Here is a 14161-nt window from a genome sequence, read left to right on the forward strand (position 1 = left end):
AGCGGTATGCTCGCACGCGGAGGACTTTCCTCCGCGTGCGATTTTTTATGAACGCCAACCTTGTCGTCTTTGTCGCGACGCTGATGCTGACGCTCGCGAACTGCAGCAACATGAACTCGAAAGGTGCAGAGAGAAAGAGCGCGGAGTCGTCCTTGGCCCAAGCCGTGAAGAATGACGCTGCAATGCAGCCCTTGGCTCCCGAACGTTCGGTTCCTGCCATGCTTGGCACCGAGGCGGCACAAACGGACAATGGCGCAGCGGCGGTCGTCCCGGGGGCAACCGGGCCGTTCTCGATCGGCATGCGCCACGGCCCTTGTTATGGCCGTTGTCCCGTGTACCGTGTCACCCTGTATTCGGACGGACGTGTCGAGTTTGTTGGTGATCGATTCGTTGCCGCGCCCGGCGTCCAGAATAAGCAGATCGACGTTGCCGGGATCGCTGCGCTCGGTGCCCAGGCGAGGAGACTTTTTACAACGGTGGGTGACGTCAAGCCGGGCACGAAAAGTTGCGGAACGTACGCGACGGACATGCCGCAGATTAGCCTGGAGTTCGACGAGGGCGGCCGGGCTCGCACGATCGCGCACTACACGGGATGCGCCAACGTTCCGGCCGCGCTGGCGGCATTCGAGCGCTCCTTCGCCGAGACGGTTGCCGTCGACGAGTGGGTCAAGGGGCCGGTGCTGCGCTGAAGCCGAGTGCGGCAAGCGTGCTCGACAACGGTATCGTGAGTCGCGCGTACGGGCCGCGAACGGACGCGTGATCGGGGGGCGGTTCAGGCCAGATGCGGCTTGGCCAGATATTCCTCGGACTGCATCTCGGTGAGGCGCGACAGTGCGCGGCGACGACACGGTGCCTGCGCAGCAGCGGGTGCGGGAGCCGCCGCGAACGGACGCGTGCTCGGGCGCCGGTTCAGGCCAGATGCGGCTTGGCCGGATATTCCTCGGATTGCCTGTCGGTGAGGCGCGACAGCGCGCGGCGGCGACACGGTGCATGCGCAGCAGCGGGTGCGGGAGCCGCCGCGAAGGGACGCGTGCTCGGGCTCCGGCTCAGGCCAGATGCGGCTTGGCCAGATATTCCTCGGACTGCATCTCGGTGAGGCGCGAAAGCGTCCGCTGGAATTCGAAGCGCGATTTCTCGCCGCGATAGAGGTCGTCGAGCGCGACGTCGGCGGCGAGCAGCAGCTTGACGCCGCGGTCGTAGAACTCGTCGACGAGGTTGATGAAGCGGCGCGCCGCGTCTTCGCGGAACACGGTCATCTGTGGCACGCGCGAGATCAGCACGGTGTGATGCGTGCGGCCGATCTCGATGTAATCGGCGGCGCCGCGCGGGCCTTCGCAGAGCTCGTCGAAGTCGAACCAGATGACGCCGTCGAGTTCGCGGCGGGCGTGGATCACGCGGTCGTTGATGCGCAGGTCCGGATCGGCGCAGCCTTCGCCGTGGGCGATGGCGGTGAACCACTTCTCCAGCGCCTGTTCGCAGGCCTCGTCGCAGGGCCAGCGGTAGATGTCGGCGTGGGTCAGCGTACGCAGACGGTAATCGACGCCGCCGTCGACGTTGAGGGCGTCGACGTGGCGCTTGAGGATGTCGATGAACGGCAGGAAGTTGGCGCGCTGCAGGCCGTTCTCGTAGAGCCGTTCCGGCGGGATGTTGCTGGTCGTCACCAGCGTCACGCCGAGCGCGAACAGGTTCTCGAACAGGCGGCCGAGGATCATCGCATCGGCGATGTCGGAGACGAAGAATTCGTCGAAGCACAGCACGCGGACTTCGCTCGCGTATTCCTCGGCGACGAGCTTGAGCGGATCGCGCTCGTCGGGGTAGCGCTTGCGGCGTGCATGCACGTCGAGCATGAAGCGGTGGAAGTGCGTGCGCAGCTTGCTAGCGAACGGCAACGCGTCGCAGAACGTATCCATCAGGTACGTCTTGCCGCGGCCGACGCCGCCCCACATGTAGAGGCCCTTGACCGGCGTCCACGACTGCCGGCGGAACCAGCGGCGCGGCGGTGTGTCGACCAGGCGTTCGTAGACGTTCTGCAGGGCGTCGATCGCGCGCGACTGGGCTTCGTCGTGCGCGAAGTCCTCGCGCCGAAGGTCGTGCTCGTAGCGCGCGCGGGGGGACAGCGGGCGTTGATGCGTCATGTTCGGGTTCAGCGCAGGCTCGCGCCGAACAGCCGGGCGAGATGCGGGTTCAGGAAGAGGCCACGCGGGTCCAGCTCGGCGCGCAGCCGGCAGAAGTCGTCGAAACGCGGATACAGCGCGCGCAGTTCGACGACGGTCTTGTCGTGCGCCGACGCCCAGTGCGGGCGGCCGTCGACGCGGTCGAACAGCTCGGTGGCGGCCGCGTAGTAGTCGCTGTGCGGGCGGTCGCGGTAGGCGGGCAGGGTGATGCAGACGCTGTCGCGCTCGTACTGCGGTGACAGCCAGGCGTCGTCGCGGCGCACGAAGCGGATCTCGACCGGCACATGCACGCGGAAGTCGAGCGCGCGAACCACGCGTTCGAGCTGGCGCAGCGTCTCGCCGGCGTGCTCGATCGGGATCGCGTATTCCAGCTGCTGCACGCGCGTGCGGCGCGGCAGATGATAGGCGTGCTCGGCGCCGAGCACGGTGTTCTCGGCCGGAATGCGCGCGGCGAGCAGCTTGCCCGCGTATTCGGCGGCCTGCGGCGAGCGGCGCGCCAGCGTGCGCATGCTGCGCATCACCACTTGATCGTAGAACAGGCCGCGCAGGGCCTGCCGGCCGAGCGGGCGATCGGGGACTTCGCGTGTTTCGTCGCCGAAGCGCTGGCGCACGATGTTGGCGTACGGGAACCAGTGCAGCTCGAGGTTGCGATGGTCGCGGCGCAGCTCGGTCAGACGCGTGACGGTTTCGCCGAAGCTGGCGCGCCGCGAGCTCATGCGCAGCCGGTAGTAGTCGACGCACTGCAGTTCGACATGGGTGACGACGCCGAGCGCGCCGAGCGATACGCGCGCCGCGTCGAACAGTGCCGGTTCATGCTCGCGCGAGCAGACGCGGACCGAGCCGTCGGCGAGCACCAGGCGCAGGCCGGTGACGAAGCTCGACAGATTGCCGAAGGCCATACCGCTGCCGTGCGCCGCCGTGGCGATCGCACCGCCGATCGTCGGCCAGTCGATCGACGGTCCGTTCTCGAGTGCGAGATCGCGATCGGCCAGCATTTCGTAGAGGCGGCCCAGGCGCGTGCCGGCGCGGACCCAGACGCGATTGCGCTGCACATCGGCCGCTTCGATGCCGGTGAAGCGGCGCAGCGACATGTGGTTGTCGTCGGTCCAGCACAGCGGCGCGAACGAAGCGCCGCCGCCGATCACGCGCAGGCGCTCGCCCTCTTCGGCGGCGCGCAGCACTTCGGACTGGATTTCTTCGAGCGTGACCGGCTCGGAGCACCAGTTCGGTTCGCAGCGGACGGAGCCGGACCAGTTGCTCCAGCCTCGCGGTCGGGAGAAGCGCTTCATGCGGAGTCAACAGCGGCCGGGGCGGCGAGGATAGCGAATCCGCGGGGCGAATACATGACGTTCAGAGTTCCGAATCGCCGCTGGCGCCGGCGGCGGCCGGCGCGCGATCGTGCTCGCCGCACAGGCGCAGCACTTCGCGCCGCGCCGCGTCGCGCAGGCGCAGGGCGGCGTCGCGGTCGCTGCCGTCCGGCACGAGCGGCGCGGCGACCTCGATATCGAGCGCGCTCCAGCGCGGCAGGTGCCGCCCGCCGCCGTACAGGCGTCGCGAGCCGCGGATCGCCGCCGGCACGACCGCGACGCCGCAGCGCGCCGCCATCAGGAAAGCGCCGGCCTTGAACGGCAGCAGGCCGGGTTCGGGCTTGAACGTGCCTTCGGCGAAGATCGCCAGCGCCTCGCCCTGGTGCAGGCGGCGCATCAGTACCCGCGTCGTGCGCGCACCGGCGCGGGCTTCGGCGCGGTTGACGAAGATCACGCCCATCGCGCGCAGGCAGCGGCCGATCAGCGGCCAGCGCTCGGCGCCGTCCTGCACGACGAAGCTGTAGTGCGGCGGCAGCGCCGCGGTCAGCACGATGCCGTCGAGGTAGCTGGCGTGGTTGCAGACCACGATGCCGGCCCCGGCCGGCAGATGTTCGAGGCCGCGTACGCGGACCGGCACGCCGATGCAGGCCATCATCAGGCGCACGCCGAGACGGCCGGTCTGGCGGCGGACCGCGAGCGACGGACCGAGGATGACGGCGACGCAGACCGGCGGGATCAGCAGAGCGAGCACGAGCGCCGCGAACGGCGCGTAGATCAGGTCGAATAGGCGGCGCATAAACCCGCCCATTGTCGCCGATCGGTACCGGCGTCGTCAGCGCAGCGGCAGGAACACGTCGGTGCTGGCGGCGTCGGCCGCGACGTCGGGGAACGTCGCCAAGCGCTGCAGGAACGGCGGATGGTCGCGCAGCGCTTCGCCACTGTCCGGCAACCAGTCTGCGTACAAGCAGCGCAGGGTGTCGCCGAGCCCGTCGTCGCCGCCGCGGTGGCGCAGCACCGCGCAGCGGCCGGCCGGAATCCAGGCCGCGACGAGACCGTCGTCGTCGGCGGTGATCTCCCGCGTCGTCGCCACCGCGAGGCCGAGGCGGAATTCGTCTGCCGGAACCGCGGCGGGATCGTCGTAGAGCAGGTTGTAGGTCGCGGCAGCCGACGGCGGCAGGTGCCGCGCCCGCCGCCAGGCGATGAAGCGGCGGATCGACTCGCCGAGGCGCTGCGGATCGCCGCGGTGCACGAGCAGGGCGATGCGCGTGGCCGGAAAATCGACGATGCGTACGGCGGACGGGACGGGCGGCTTCGGCATGTGCGTGCTCCGGATGTGGCGCAGCGCGTCCTCGCGTGCCTGCCACATGGGCCAGTCCGGCTGTCGGCGGAATGCGCTCGGCGTCTGTCCGGTGGCGGCTTTGAAGGCGCGGGCGAAGGCTTCCGGCGAACCGTAGCCGCAGGCCAGCGCGATCTGCGCGACGCTCTGCCGCGGCCGGTAGGCCAGCCGCCAGGCCGCGCTGCGCAGCCGGGCCTGCGCCAGATAGTCGCGTACCGTGCAACCGGCCAGGGCCGCGAACTGCCGATGGAAGTGGAACCGCGAGCACGCGGCGACGCCGGCGAGCGTCGCGGTATCGAGCGGTTCGTCAAGGCGGGTCTCGATGTACTCGAGCACCCGGCGCAGGCGCTGCTCGCGGCGGGCGGCGGCTGTGGCGGCGGATTCGACGGTAGACATGGCGGCACTGTACGGCGCGGCCGGCGCGCCGGCCTGACCCGGATTGCGCACCTGCGCTCACGGCGCTTGCCCGCGCCGGCGCGGCGACGCTTCAATACGCGGATGCCGCACGCCGCCCCGTCCTCGCCCCCGCTCGCCACCGCACCGTCCGAGGAGGACCGCGCGGCGATCGAGCGTTTCCTCGACCGCCTCTGGCTCGAACGCGGCCTGTCGCCGAACACGCAGGCCAGCTACCGTTCCGATCTGGCGCTGCTGGCACGCTGGCTGGCGCCGCGCGGTACGCCGCTCGTCACCGCCGGCGAGGCCGATCTGCGCGAGTACCTGGCGGCGGTGCGGCGCAGTCCGCGCAGCCAGGCGCGCTTGCTGTCGGCGCTGCGCCAGTTCTTCCGCTATCTCAATGCCGACCGCCAGCGCGACGACGACCCGAGCGCGCGCATCGAGTCGCCGAAGCTCGGCCTGCGCCTGCCGAAGACGCTGAGCGAGGGCGACGTGCAGCGCCTGCTCGACGCGCCGGACGTCGAGACCGATCTGGGCCTGCGCGACCGCGCGATGCTGGAGCTGATGTACGCCAGCGGCCTGCGCGTCAGCGAGCTGGTGACGCTGAAGCTGACCGGCGCCGACCTGCGCCAGGGCGTCGTGCAGATCGTCGGCAAGGGCGGCAAGGAGCGGCTGGTGCCGATGGGCGAGGAGGCCGTCCACTGGGTGCAGCGCTATGTGCGCGAGGCGCGCGGCGAACATGCGCCGGCCGGCACCGACTGGATGTTCGTGAGCACGCATGGTGCGGCGATGACGCGGCAGAACTTCTGGATGCGCATCAAGGCCCACGCGCGCCAGGCCGGGATCCGCAGCGCACTGTCGCCGCACACGCTGCGCCACGCTTTCGCCACGCATCTGCTCGAACATGGTGCGGACCTGCGCGCGGTGCAGGCGCTGCTCGGCCATGCCGACCTGTCGACCACGCAGATCTATACGCACGTCGCCAAGGCGCGGCTACGCGAGCTGCACGCCCGCCACCATCCGCGTGCCTGAGCGACGGCGGGCGGCGTCGCGGCACTGAACCAGCGGCGGACGGTGCTGTCATAATGGCCGCCCTCATCCGCCCGCCGTGAAACCTCCATGAAGTTCGCGTTGCCGCTTTCCGTCGCCGCCACCGTCCTGCTGCTCGCGGCCTGCGCGCCGAAGCAGGATTCCGAACTCGAAACCGTCCGCGTCCGCGTCAAGGAGCTGCTGCCGAGCGTCAAGGCCGAGAACATCCGTCCGGCGGCGAGCAAGGGGCTCTACGAAGTCCAGGACGGCCCCAACATCGGTTACGTCACCGCCGACGGCAAGTTCCTGATCGAGGGCGACCTGATCAGCCTGAAGGACGGCAGCAACCTCACCGAGAACCGCCGCAAGGCCGATCGCGTCGCCAAGCTCGCGGCGTTCGGCGAGGAGAACATGATCGTGTTCGCGCCGGAAGGCCGGACCAAGCATGTCGTCACCGTCTTCACCGACGTCGACTGCGGCTACTGCCGCAAGCTGCACAGCGAGATGGCGCAGTACAACGCCGCCGGCATCGAGATCCGCTATCTGTCGTATCCGCGTACCGGTCCGAACTCGGAGTCGTTCCGCAAGGCCGAGGCGGTCTGGTGCTCGGCGGACCGCAAGGCGGCGCTGACCCAGGCCAAGCTCGGCGCGGTGGTCAGCGGCGGCGAGAAGTGCGAGAACGTCGTCGAACGCGAATGGGCGCTCGGTAACGAGTTCGGCCTGCGCGGCACGCCGCTGCTGGTGCTCGAGGACGGCAGCCTCGTCAACGGCTATCTGCCGCCGGCGGCACTGGCGCAGCGCCTCGATGCCGGCGCCGCGCCGGCGCTCGGCGGCCCCGGCCAGAGTTGAGCGCGCGCTGCAGGCTTCGGACCCCGGCCCCGGCCGGGGTTCTTTGCATCCGGCCGCCGCGCGCTGCCGCTGCGCGTGGCCGCCCCTTACAATCGTCCCGCGATCCCTAGATCGAGCCCGTCGTCACTCTCCAGATGTCGGAACCGTCCTCTCCCTCCGCCGCTGTTGCGTCCCCTGCAGCGGCTGCCGCGCCGATGCCACCTGAACTGCCGCTGGCCGGGCACTGGTCGCGCTGGCGCATCGCCCTGACCATCGGCGGCGCCGTGCTGCTGACGGCGTTGATCCTCTATGCCCTTCAGCGCCTGACCCAGCAGATCCGCTACGCCGACCTGCTCGCCGCGATCCGCGCCACGTCGTGCGCCGGCATCGCCCTGTCGATCCTCGCCACGGCGGCGAGCTTCATCGCCCTGAGCGGCTACGATTTCTCGAGCCTGCGTTACGTCGGCGCGCGCGTGAAGCCGCGCGTGGTGATGCTGACCTCGTTCATCGCCTACGCGCTCGGCAATACGGTCGGCCTCGGCGTGCTGACCGGCGGCGCCGTGCGCATGCGCATGTACACCGCCGCCGGTGTCGAGGCGCCGCAGGTCGGCCGCGCGATCGCCTTCAACGCGCTCGCGTTCGGGGTCGGCATCTCCACGCTCGGCGCGCTCGGCCTGCTGTGGGGCGCGCGCCAGGTCGCCGACGTCGCGCACCTGGCGCCGAACCTGCTGCGCACGATCGCCGTGCTGCTGCTGATGGGGGTCGCCGCCTTCATCACGCTGTGCGCGGCGCGGCCGGAGATTCCGCTCGGGCCGAAGCTGACGCTGCGCCTGCCGGCCGCCAGGCTGGCGCTGCAGCAGCTCGGCATTTCCGTCGTCGAGCTGGTGTTCTCGGCGGCGGCACTGTGGTTCCTGCTGCCGCACGGCAGCGTCAGCTTCGCCGGCTTCGTCGCCTTCTACGCGATCGCGATCGCGCTCGGCATCATCAGCCACGTGCCCGGCGGCCTCGGCGTGTTCGAGGCGACGATGCTGCTGGCGTTCTCCGGGCGCCTGCCGGTCGACCAGCTGGCCGGCGCGCTGGTGCTGTATCGCGGCGTCTACTACCTGCTGCCGCTGCTGGTTGCGGTGGCCATGCTCGCGGTCTTCGAGCTGCGCTCCGGCGTCGCCGCGCCGGTGACGCGCGCCGCGGCGCGTCTGTCGCCGGTGTTCCTTGCCGCGTTCGCGATGATCGTCGGCGTGATGCTGCTGGTGTCCGGCGCGACGCCGGCGACCGACGAAGCCGCGGAGCTGCTGGCGCTGAAGGTGCCGCTGCCGATCGTCGAGGCCTCGCACTTCATCGGCAGCATGGCCGGCATCGCCTTCCTGTTCATCGCCCGCGGCCTGCTGCATCGCCTCGACGCCGCCTGGTGGGCGGCGCTGGGGCTGACGGTGCTGAGCTTCTGGCTGGCGCTGCCGAAGGGCTTCGCGATCGGCGAGATGGTGCTGCTGGCGTTCCTCTGCCTGACGCTGATCGCCTCGCGCAAGGAGTTCTACCGGCGCGCTTCGCTGCTGTCGCAGAGCTTCTCGCTGGCCTGGTTCGTCGCCGTCGGCTGCATCATCGCGGTGGTCTTCTGGGTCCTGTTCTTCGCCTATCGCGACGTCGATTACGGCAACGAGCTGTGGTGGCAGTTCGCGTTCAACGCCAATGCGCCGCGCTCGCTGCGCGCGATCACCGGCATCGCCGCGCTGGCGCTGGTCTACGCCTCCTGGCAGCTGATGCGGCCGGGCTCGGGGGAAATGACGCCGCCGAGCGACGAGGAACTGGCGCGTGCGCAGGCCATCGTCCGCAAGCAGCCGCGCGCCGAGGCGACGCTGGCGCTGACCGGCGACAAGGGTCTGCTGTTCTCGGCGTCCGGCAACGCCTTTCTGATGTACGGCAAGCACGGCCGCTCGTGGGTGTCGCTGTTCGATCCGGTCGGGCCGGTCAAGGAATGGCCCGAGCTGATCTGGCGTTTCATGGAGATGGCCTCGGCGCACGGCGGCCGCGCGGTCTTCTATCAGGTACTGCCGGCCTCGCTGCCGATCTACCTCGACACCGGGCTGCATGCGCTCAAGCTCGGCGAGTACGCTTCGGTGCCGCTGCCCGACTTCACGCTCAAAGGCAGCGCCCGCGCCAATCTGCGCCACGGCGCCAGCCGCGGCGAGCGCGAGGGCCTGACCTTCGAATGGCGCGAAGGCGCGGCGGTCGCCGAGTGGCTGCCGGAGCTGCGCGAGGTCTCCGACGGCTGGATGGCCGAGCATGAGGCGCGCGAGAAGAGCTTCTCGCTCGGCCGTTTCGACGAGCGTTATCTGCAGTGCGGCGCGATCGGCGTCGCCCGGGCCCAGGATCGCATCGTCGCTTTCGTCAGCGTGCTGGTCACCGAACAGCGTATCGACGCCGTCGTCGATCTGATGCGCTACCGTCCGGATGCGCCGAAGGGTGCGATGGACTTCCTGTTCGCCAAGACCCTGCTGCAGCTGCAATCGCTCGGCTACCAGAGTTTCGGCCTCGGCATGGCGCCGATGTCCGGCATGATCGAGCACCCGCTCGCTTCGCGCTGGCATCGCTTCGGACGCCTGCTGTTCGCGCATGGCGGCCAGTTCTACAACTTCCAGGGCCTGCGTGCGTTCAAGGAAAAATTCGCACCGACCTGGGAGCCGCGCTACCTGGTCGCGCCCGGCGGACTCGGTCCGCTGCTGGCGATGACCGACATCGCCGCCCTGATCGGCGGCGGGCTCAAAGGGGTCATCAGCAAATGAGCGCTCGCCTGCTCGCCGCTGCGGCGTTCGCGCTGCTCAGCGCCGCCGCGCTGGCCGCGGAACCGCCGTCGGTCAGGCCGGCGCACGCCAGGCCGGCGCCGCCCGCCAGGCCCGTCGCGCCGAAGCCGCCGAAGGAAATCCCGCTGGCGCCGGGCGCCGAGCAGATGGTCTCGCACGGGCGCTTCGACGGCGTCGCCATGTATCCGCCGCGCCATCAGGTGAAGAGTTTCGTGATGCTGCTGTCGGGCGCCGACGGCTGGAACGCCGATGACGTGGCGACCGCCAAGCGGCTCGCCGAGCGCGGCGCGCTGGTCGCCGGCATCGACACCAAACGCCTGTACGCGGAGTTCGCGAGCGCCGACGACACCTGTCTGTATGCGAGCGGCGACTTCGAGAATCTGAGCCGCTTCGTCCAGGCCTACTACAAGGTGCCCGGTTACTTCCCGCCGATCCTGGTCGGCGAGGGCAGCGGCGCGGCGCTCGCCTACATGCTGATCGCGCAGGCCGAGGACGGGAAGTTCACCGGCGCGGTGACGCTCGGCTTCTGTCCGCAGACCGGCCTGCGCAAGCCGTTCTGCGAAGGCCAGGGCGTGCGCTACGCCTCGCCGCGCGCCAAGCCCGGCCTGCTGCTGCCGGCCAAGGATCTGCACGCGCCGTGGACCTGGATCGACGCCGGCGTCGATCCGAAGACCTGTCCGGTGAAGATCGACCGCGGCTTTCCGGACGTCGACAATGCGCGCCGCATCACCTCGGCGGCCAGCAATCGCGACCGCCTGTTCGACCAAGCCTACGATGCGCTCGCCGCCAAGCTCGAGCCGCTGACCGGCATGGCGCTGCCGACTTCGCTGTCCGACCTGCCGCTGATCGAAATTCCGGCGAGCGCGCCGGGCGACACCTTCGCCGTGCTGCTGTCCGGCGACGGCGGCTGGGCGGGGCTCGACAAGGATGTCGCCGAAGCGCTCAAGGCGCATGGCATCCCCGTCGTCGGCGTCGATTCGCTGCGTTATTTCTGGAGCGAGAAGACGCCGGCCAGCCTGGCCCGGGACATGGACCGCGTGATCCGCTACTACGCGCACCAGTGGAAGCGCGACAAGGTGCTGCTGATCGGCTACTCGCAGGGCGCCAACGTGCTGCCGTTCGCGATGAACCGCATGCCGGACAAGACCCGCGAGATGGTCGCCGTCACGGCGATGATGGGGCTGTCCGAGCGTGCCGATTTCGAGTTCCACGTGACGAACTGGGTCGGCGGCGGCGACGACGGTCTGCCGATCGCGCCGGAAGTCGCCCGGCTCGACGGCGGCAATCCGCTGTGCATCTACGGCGCCGAGGAAGACGACACACTGTGCCCGTCGCTCGATCCGAAGAAGGTCAAGCTGGTCAAGCTGCCAGGCGGCCACCACTTCGACGGCAACTACGATCATCTGGCGCGCATCATTCTCGACACCGCCGGCGTGACGGCGCCGAAATGAGCGCGGCGCGAGGCAACGTCCTGCTCGATCTCGACGGCACGCTGACCGATTCCGCCGAAGGCATCGTGCGCAGCATGCAGTACGCGCTGCAGCAGATGCAGCGGCCGGTGCCGGACGACGCGGCGCTGCGCCAGCTGATCGGTCCGCCGACGCAGGTCACCTTCGGTCTGTTGCTCGGCAGCGACGACCGCAGCCTGATCGATGAAGCCGTAGGCCATTACCGCGAGCGCTTCGCCCGCATCGGTCTCTACGAGAATCGCCTCTATCCCGGCATTGTGGACATGCTCGACGGCCTGCGCGCACTCGGCTGCCGCATGCTGCTGGCGACTTCGAAGCCGCAGGTCTACGCGCAGCGCATCGTCGAGCACTTCGACCTCCAGCGCTGGCTGTCCGGCGTCTACGGCGCCGAGCTCGACGGCACGCGCGCCGACAAGGCCGAGCTGCTGCGCCATCTGCTGCAGGCCGAACGGCTCGATCCAGCGAGCTGCCTGATGGTCGGCGATCGTCGCCACGACGTGCTCGGCGCGCACGCCAACGGCGTGACGGTGTGGAGCGTGCTGTGGGGCTACGGCGCGCGTGACGAGCTGCTGGCGGCGGGCACCGACGGCTTCTGTGCCACGCCCGCCGAACTCGTCGCGCGGCTGTCCGCACGTCTCGGCGCGGCGCGCTGAACTCAGCCGCGCGCGTACCCGCTGCGCAGCGCGATCTCCCAGTCCGGCCGCCCGTTGCGCGCCGCCAGCCGCGCCATCGCCTCGTGATCGTAGGGCACGGCGATCAGCTCCGCCTGCCAGACGCCGGCGCGGCGTTCGGCGATCGCGTAGCGCGCGTCCGGCGCGCCGTTTTCGACGACGTAGGCGTGCGGACGGTCTTCGGCGTAGGCCGGCAGACCGACGCTGCCCGGATTGACGATCAGCTGGCCGCTCGCCGTGCGCGCGAGCCGCGGCAGGTGCGTGTGGCCGCAGGCGATCAGCCGCGCGCTTGATGCGCCCGCGCGTTCGGCGATCTCGGCCGCTCGCGCCCTGCGCAGGCCTTGCGGTGTCAGCGTGTCGAGCAGCGGCTCGATATCGCTGTGCGGCGTGCCATGGCACAGCAGCACGTCCTCGGCATAGGCCTGGCAGTGGCGCAGCGTGCGCAGCCACGCGAAGACCGCCATCGGCAGCTGCTCGTGCGCGTAGGCATCCGACGCGCTGCGCCGTTGCGGCGGATCTTCGAGCAGCTGCCGTTCGTGGTTGCCGGCGAGCTGCGTCCAGTCGCGCCGCGCCATCAGCAGCTCGGCGGTCTGGCGCGGCAGCAGCGGGCCCGACAGGCTGTCGCCGAGATTGATGACCGCATCGGCGCCGCGCCGCGCGACGTCGGCCAGCACCGCTTCGAGCGCCGGCAGGTTGCCGTGAATGTCGGACAGCAGGGCAAGGCGCATGGCGTCTCGGCATCCGCCGCCGGTCCGCGGCGGCGCGGGCGGCCATTATGGGCAGCGCCGGCTTCAGGGCGCCATCGGATAGGGACCGTCGGCAAAGGTCTGCGCGTGATAGCCCTTGCTGCCGACGGCGATCGCCAGCGGGCTGCGGAAGTCGCGCTGCCTCGCGCAGGCAGTCGAGCACATGCGCGAAGTCGTGGGCCGGCCGCCAGCCGAGCGTTTCGCGGGTGCGCGCGTTGACGTAGACGCGGTCGAGGGATGGAAATATCCGCGGCCTGCGGACGGGTGCGCACGCCGATTATCGCCGAGGCGTGCGTCCGGTCACGGTGCCACGCCCGACGCACGCCGCGAATCGGCTACAGTCGGAAGACCGTGACGCGAACTGCGGCGCGGCTTTCGATTTCGACAGGGGGAAATCATGAAGAAGTTTCTTGCCGGGCTACTGCTCGGCAGCACGGTCCTGCTCGGCGCTTGCTCGACGACCGGCCATTTCGTCACGCCGCCCGATACGCAACTGGTCGTGATGGGCCGCTCGCTCGACGTGCCGGCCGACGGTGTCGTCACCACCAAGCCGTTCTTCTGGAGCGCTGCCGGCGGCATTCCGTACCGCCTCGAAAAGGACGGTCAGGTGGTTCAGGCCGGCAAGCTGCGCACCAAGTTCCGCGTCGCCTCGATCTTCTGGCCGCCGTTCGGCGCGATCTACTGGCCGATGGGCTTCAATCCGGACATTACCTATGATCTGGTGCGCCAGAAGCAGGAATAGTCTGCGTCGGGCGGGGTGAGCGGGTGATTCCGGAGCTGCGCCCGCCGCGGCGCGCGGTTCGGCAGGAGCGCGATCTGCTGCCGTCGATCCTCGCTGTCGTGCTGATTGTTGGCGTCGGCGCTTACATCGGCTTGCGCAAGCTGGCGCCGCCTGAGGAGCTTGCTGTCGACGTCGAGACGCCGCCCTCATCGCTGCCGGCATCCGCCGGGCCGGTGCGCGCCCCGGCATCGGCTCTGAACGCGGTGCCGGCGCCAGCGCCCCTGCCGGATGGCACGCGCGTCGATTGCGGGCTCATCAACGGTGAGCGCCGCTGCGTGCCGCGCTCGGCCGCGGCGGACGAGTCGGCTCCCTCCGCGGCCGAGCGCGTGCAGCGGGCGCTGGACATCATGCGCGAGCGGCCGTCCTCGCCGCCGGCGCATGGCGACGCCGCCGCGCGCTATCCGAGCGTCGACGGACTGCTCGCGCTGGCCGAGCGCGACTGTCGGCTGGTGCGGGCCGAGGGCAGCATCGCCTATCGGCAGTGCCGCGCCCGCTGGTGGCAGCACTTCCGGGACCATTGCATCGGCTGGCGCGGGCGGCTGAATCTGGCCGGCGCCGCGCAGTACGAGACAGTGCGCAGCCAGACCGACGCGTTCTGTGGCGCCGAGCAGCGCTATCGCATCATCGAATGA

Annotated in this window: 13 protein-coding genes and 1 pseudogene; 8 read left to right on the forward strand and 6 right to left on the reverse strand. The window is 70.1% G+C overall.

What is annotated here, in order from left to right:
- The first annotated feature begins 47 nt into the window (after nt 1-47).
- Entirely contained in the window at nt 48-689 is a 642-nt protein-coding gene (locus tag K343_RS0112040) for a DUF6438 domain-containing protein (RefSeq protein ID WP_028008299.1), read from the forward strand.
- Nucleotides 690-1046: 357 nt separating this feature from the next.
- On the opposite strand, the gene zapE is transcribed toward K343_RS0112040, so the two are convergent.
- The 4 genes from zapE to K343_RS0112060 all read right to left on the reverse strand — a co-directional run bounded on the left by zapE (nt 1047) and on the right by K343_RS0112060 (nt 5213).
- The gene (zapE, locus tag K343_RS0112045; RefSeq protein ID WP_028008300.1) at nt 1047-2117 is read right to left on the reverse strand and encodes a cell division protein ZapE; all 1071 of its coding nucleotides are present in this window, start codon (nt 2115-2117) and stop codon (nt 1047-1049) included.
- Nucleotides 2118-2143: 26 nt separating this feature from the next.
- Nucleotides 2144-3463, reverse strand: a complete 1320-nt coding sequence (locus tag K343_RS0112050; protein WP_028008301.1) for a D-arabinono-1,4-lactone oxidase — start codon at nt 3461-3463, stop codon at nt 2144-2146.
- A 61-nt stretch (nt 3464-3524) separates the two neighbouring features.
- Nucleotides 3525-4277 (reverse strand): lysophospholipid acyltransferase family protein, encoded by a 753-nt coding sequence (locus tag K343_RS0112055; protein ID WP_028008302.1) that lies wholly within the window; start codon nt 4275-4277, stop codon nt 3525-3527.
- 36 nt (nt 4278-4313) lie between these two features.
- A complete protein-coding gene (locus K343_RS0112060) occupies nt 4314-5213 on the reverse strand; it encodes an AraC family transcriptional regulator (protein ID WP_043112676.1) in 900 nt (299 codons plus the stop codon).
- A 102-nt stretch (nt 5214-5315) separates the two neighbouring features.
- On the opposite strand from K343_RS0112060, the gene xerD reads away from it, so the two are divergent.
- The 5 genes from xerD to K343_RS0112085 all read left to right on the forward strand — a co-directional run bounded on the left by xerD (nt 5316) and on the right by K343_RS0112085 (nt 11984).
- On the forward strand, nt 5316-6242 hold the full coding sequence (xerD, locus tag K343_RS0112065) for a site-specific tyrosine recombinase XerD (protein ID WP_051278299.1): 927 nt from the start codon (nt 5316-5318) through the stop codon (nt 6240-6242).
- 87 nt (nt 6243-6329) lie between these two features.
- Nucleotides 6330-7088, forward strand: a complete 759-nt coding sequence (locus K343_RS21905) for a DsbC family protein (RefSeq protein ID WP_051278301.1) — start codon at nt 6330-6332, stop codon at nt 7086-7088.
- Between the two features lie 194 nt (nt 7089-7282).
- A complete protein-coding gene (gene mprF / locus K343_RS0112075) occupies nt 7283-9844 on the forward strand; it encodes a bifunctional lysylphosphatidylglycerol flippase/synthetase MprF (protein WP_028008305.1) in 2562 nt (853 codons plus the stop codon).
- On the forward strand, nt 9841-11313 hold the full coding sequence (locus K343_RS0112080) for a virulence factor family protein (protein WP_043112650.1): 1473 nt from the start codon (nt 9841-9843) through the stop codon (nt 11311-11313). The genes mprF and K343_RS0112080 overlap by 4 nt, the downstream gene beginning before the upstream one ends.
- The gene (locus K343_RS0112085) at nt 11310-11984 is read left to right on the forward strand and encodes an HAD family hydrolase (RefSeq protein WP_028008306.1); all 675 of its coding nucleotides are present in this window, start codon (nt 11310-11312) and stop codon (nt 11982-11984) included. The genes K343_RS0112080 and K343_RS0112085 overlap by 4 nt, the downstream gene beginning before the upstream one ends.
- 2 nt (nt 11985-11986) lie before the next feature.
- Here the strand turns inward: K343_RS0112085 and K343_RS0112090 are convergent, their stop codons facing one another.
- On the reverse strand, nt 11987-12730 hold the full coding sequence (locus K343_RS0112090) for a metallophosphoesterase family protein (RefSeq protein WP_028008307.1): 744 nt from the start codon (nt 12728-12730) through the stop codon (nt 11987-11989).
- Between the two features lie 63 nt (nt 12731-12793).
- Nucleotides 12794-12998: pseudogene (locus K343_RS25300) on the reverse strand (NAD-dependent epimerase/dehydratase family protein); the annotation flags it as partial.
- Between the two features lie 147 nt (nt 12999-13145).
- On the opposite strand from K343_RS25300, the gene K343_RS0112100 reads away from it, so the two are divergent.
- Nucleotides 13146-13490: a hypothetical protein gene (locus K343_RS0112100; protein ID WP_051278303.1), complete on the forward strand. Its 345-nt coding sequence runs from the start codon at nt 13146-13148 to the stop codon at nt 13488-13490.
- 23 nt (nt 13491-13513) lie between these two features.
- Complete coding sequence (locus K343_RS0112105) at nt 13514-14161, forward strand: hypothetical protein (protein ID WP_028008309.1); 648 nt, start codon at nt 13514-13516, stop codon at nt 14159-14161.

This window comes from Solimonas flava DSM 18980 (assembly GCF_000426685.1).
In the GTDB taxonomy this organism is placed as follows: Bacteria; Pseudomonadota; Gammaproteobacteria; order Nevskiales; family Nevskiaceae; genus Solimonas; species Solimonas flava.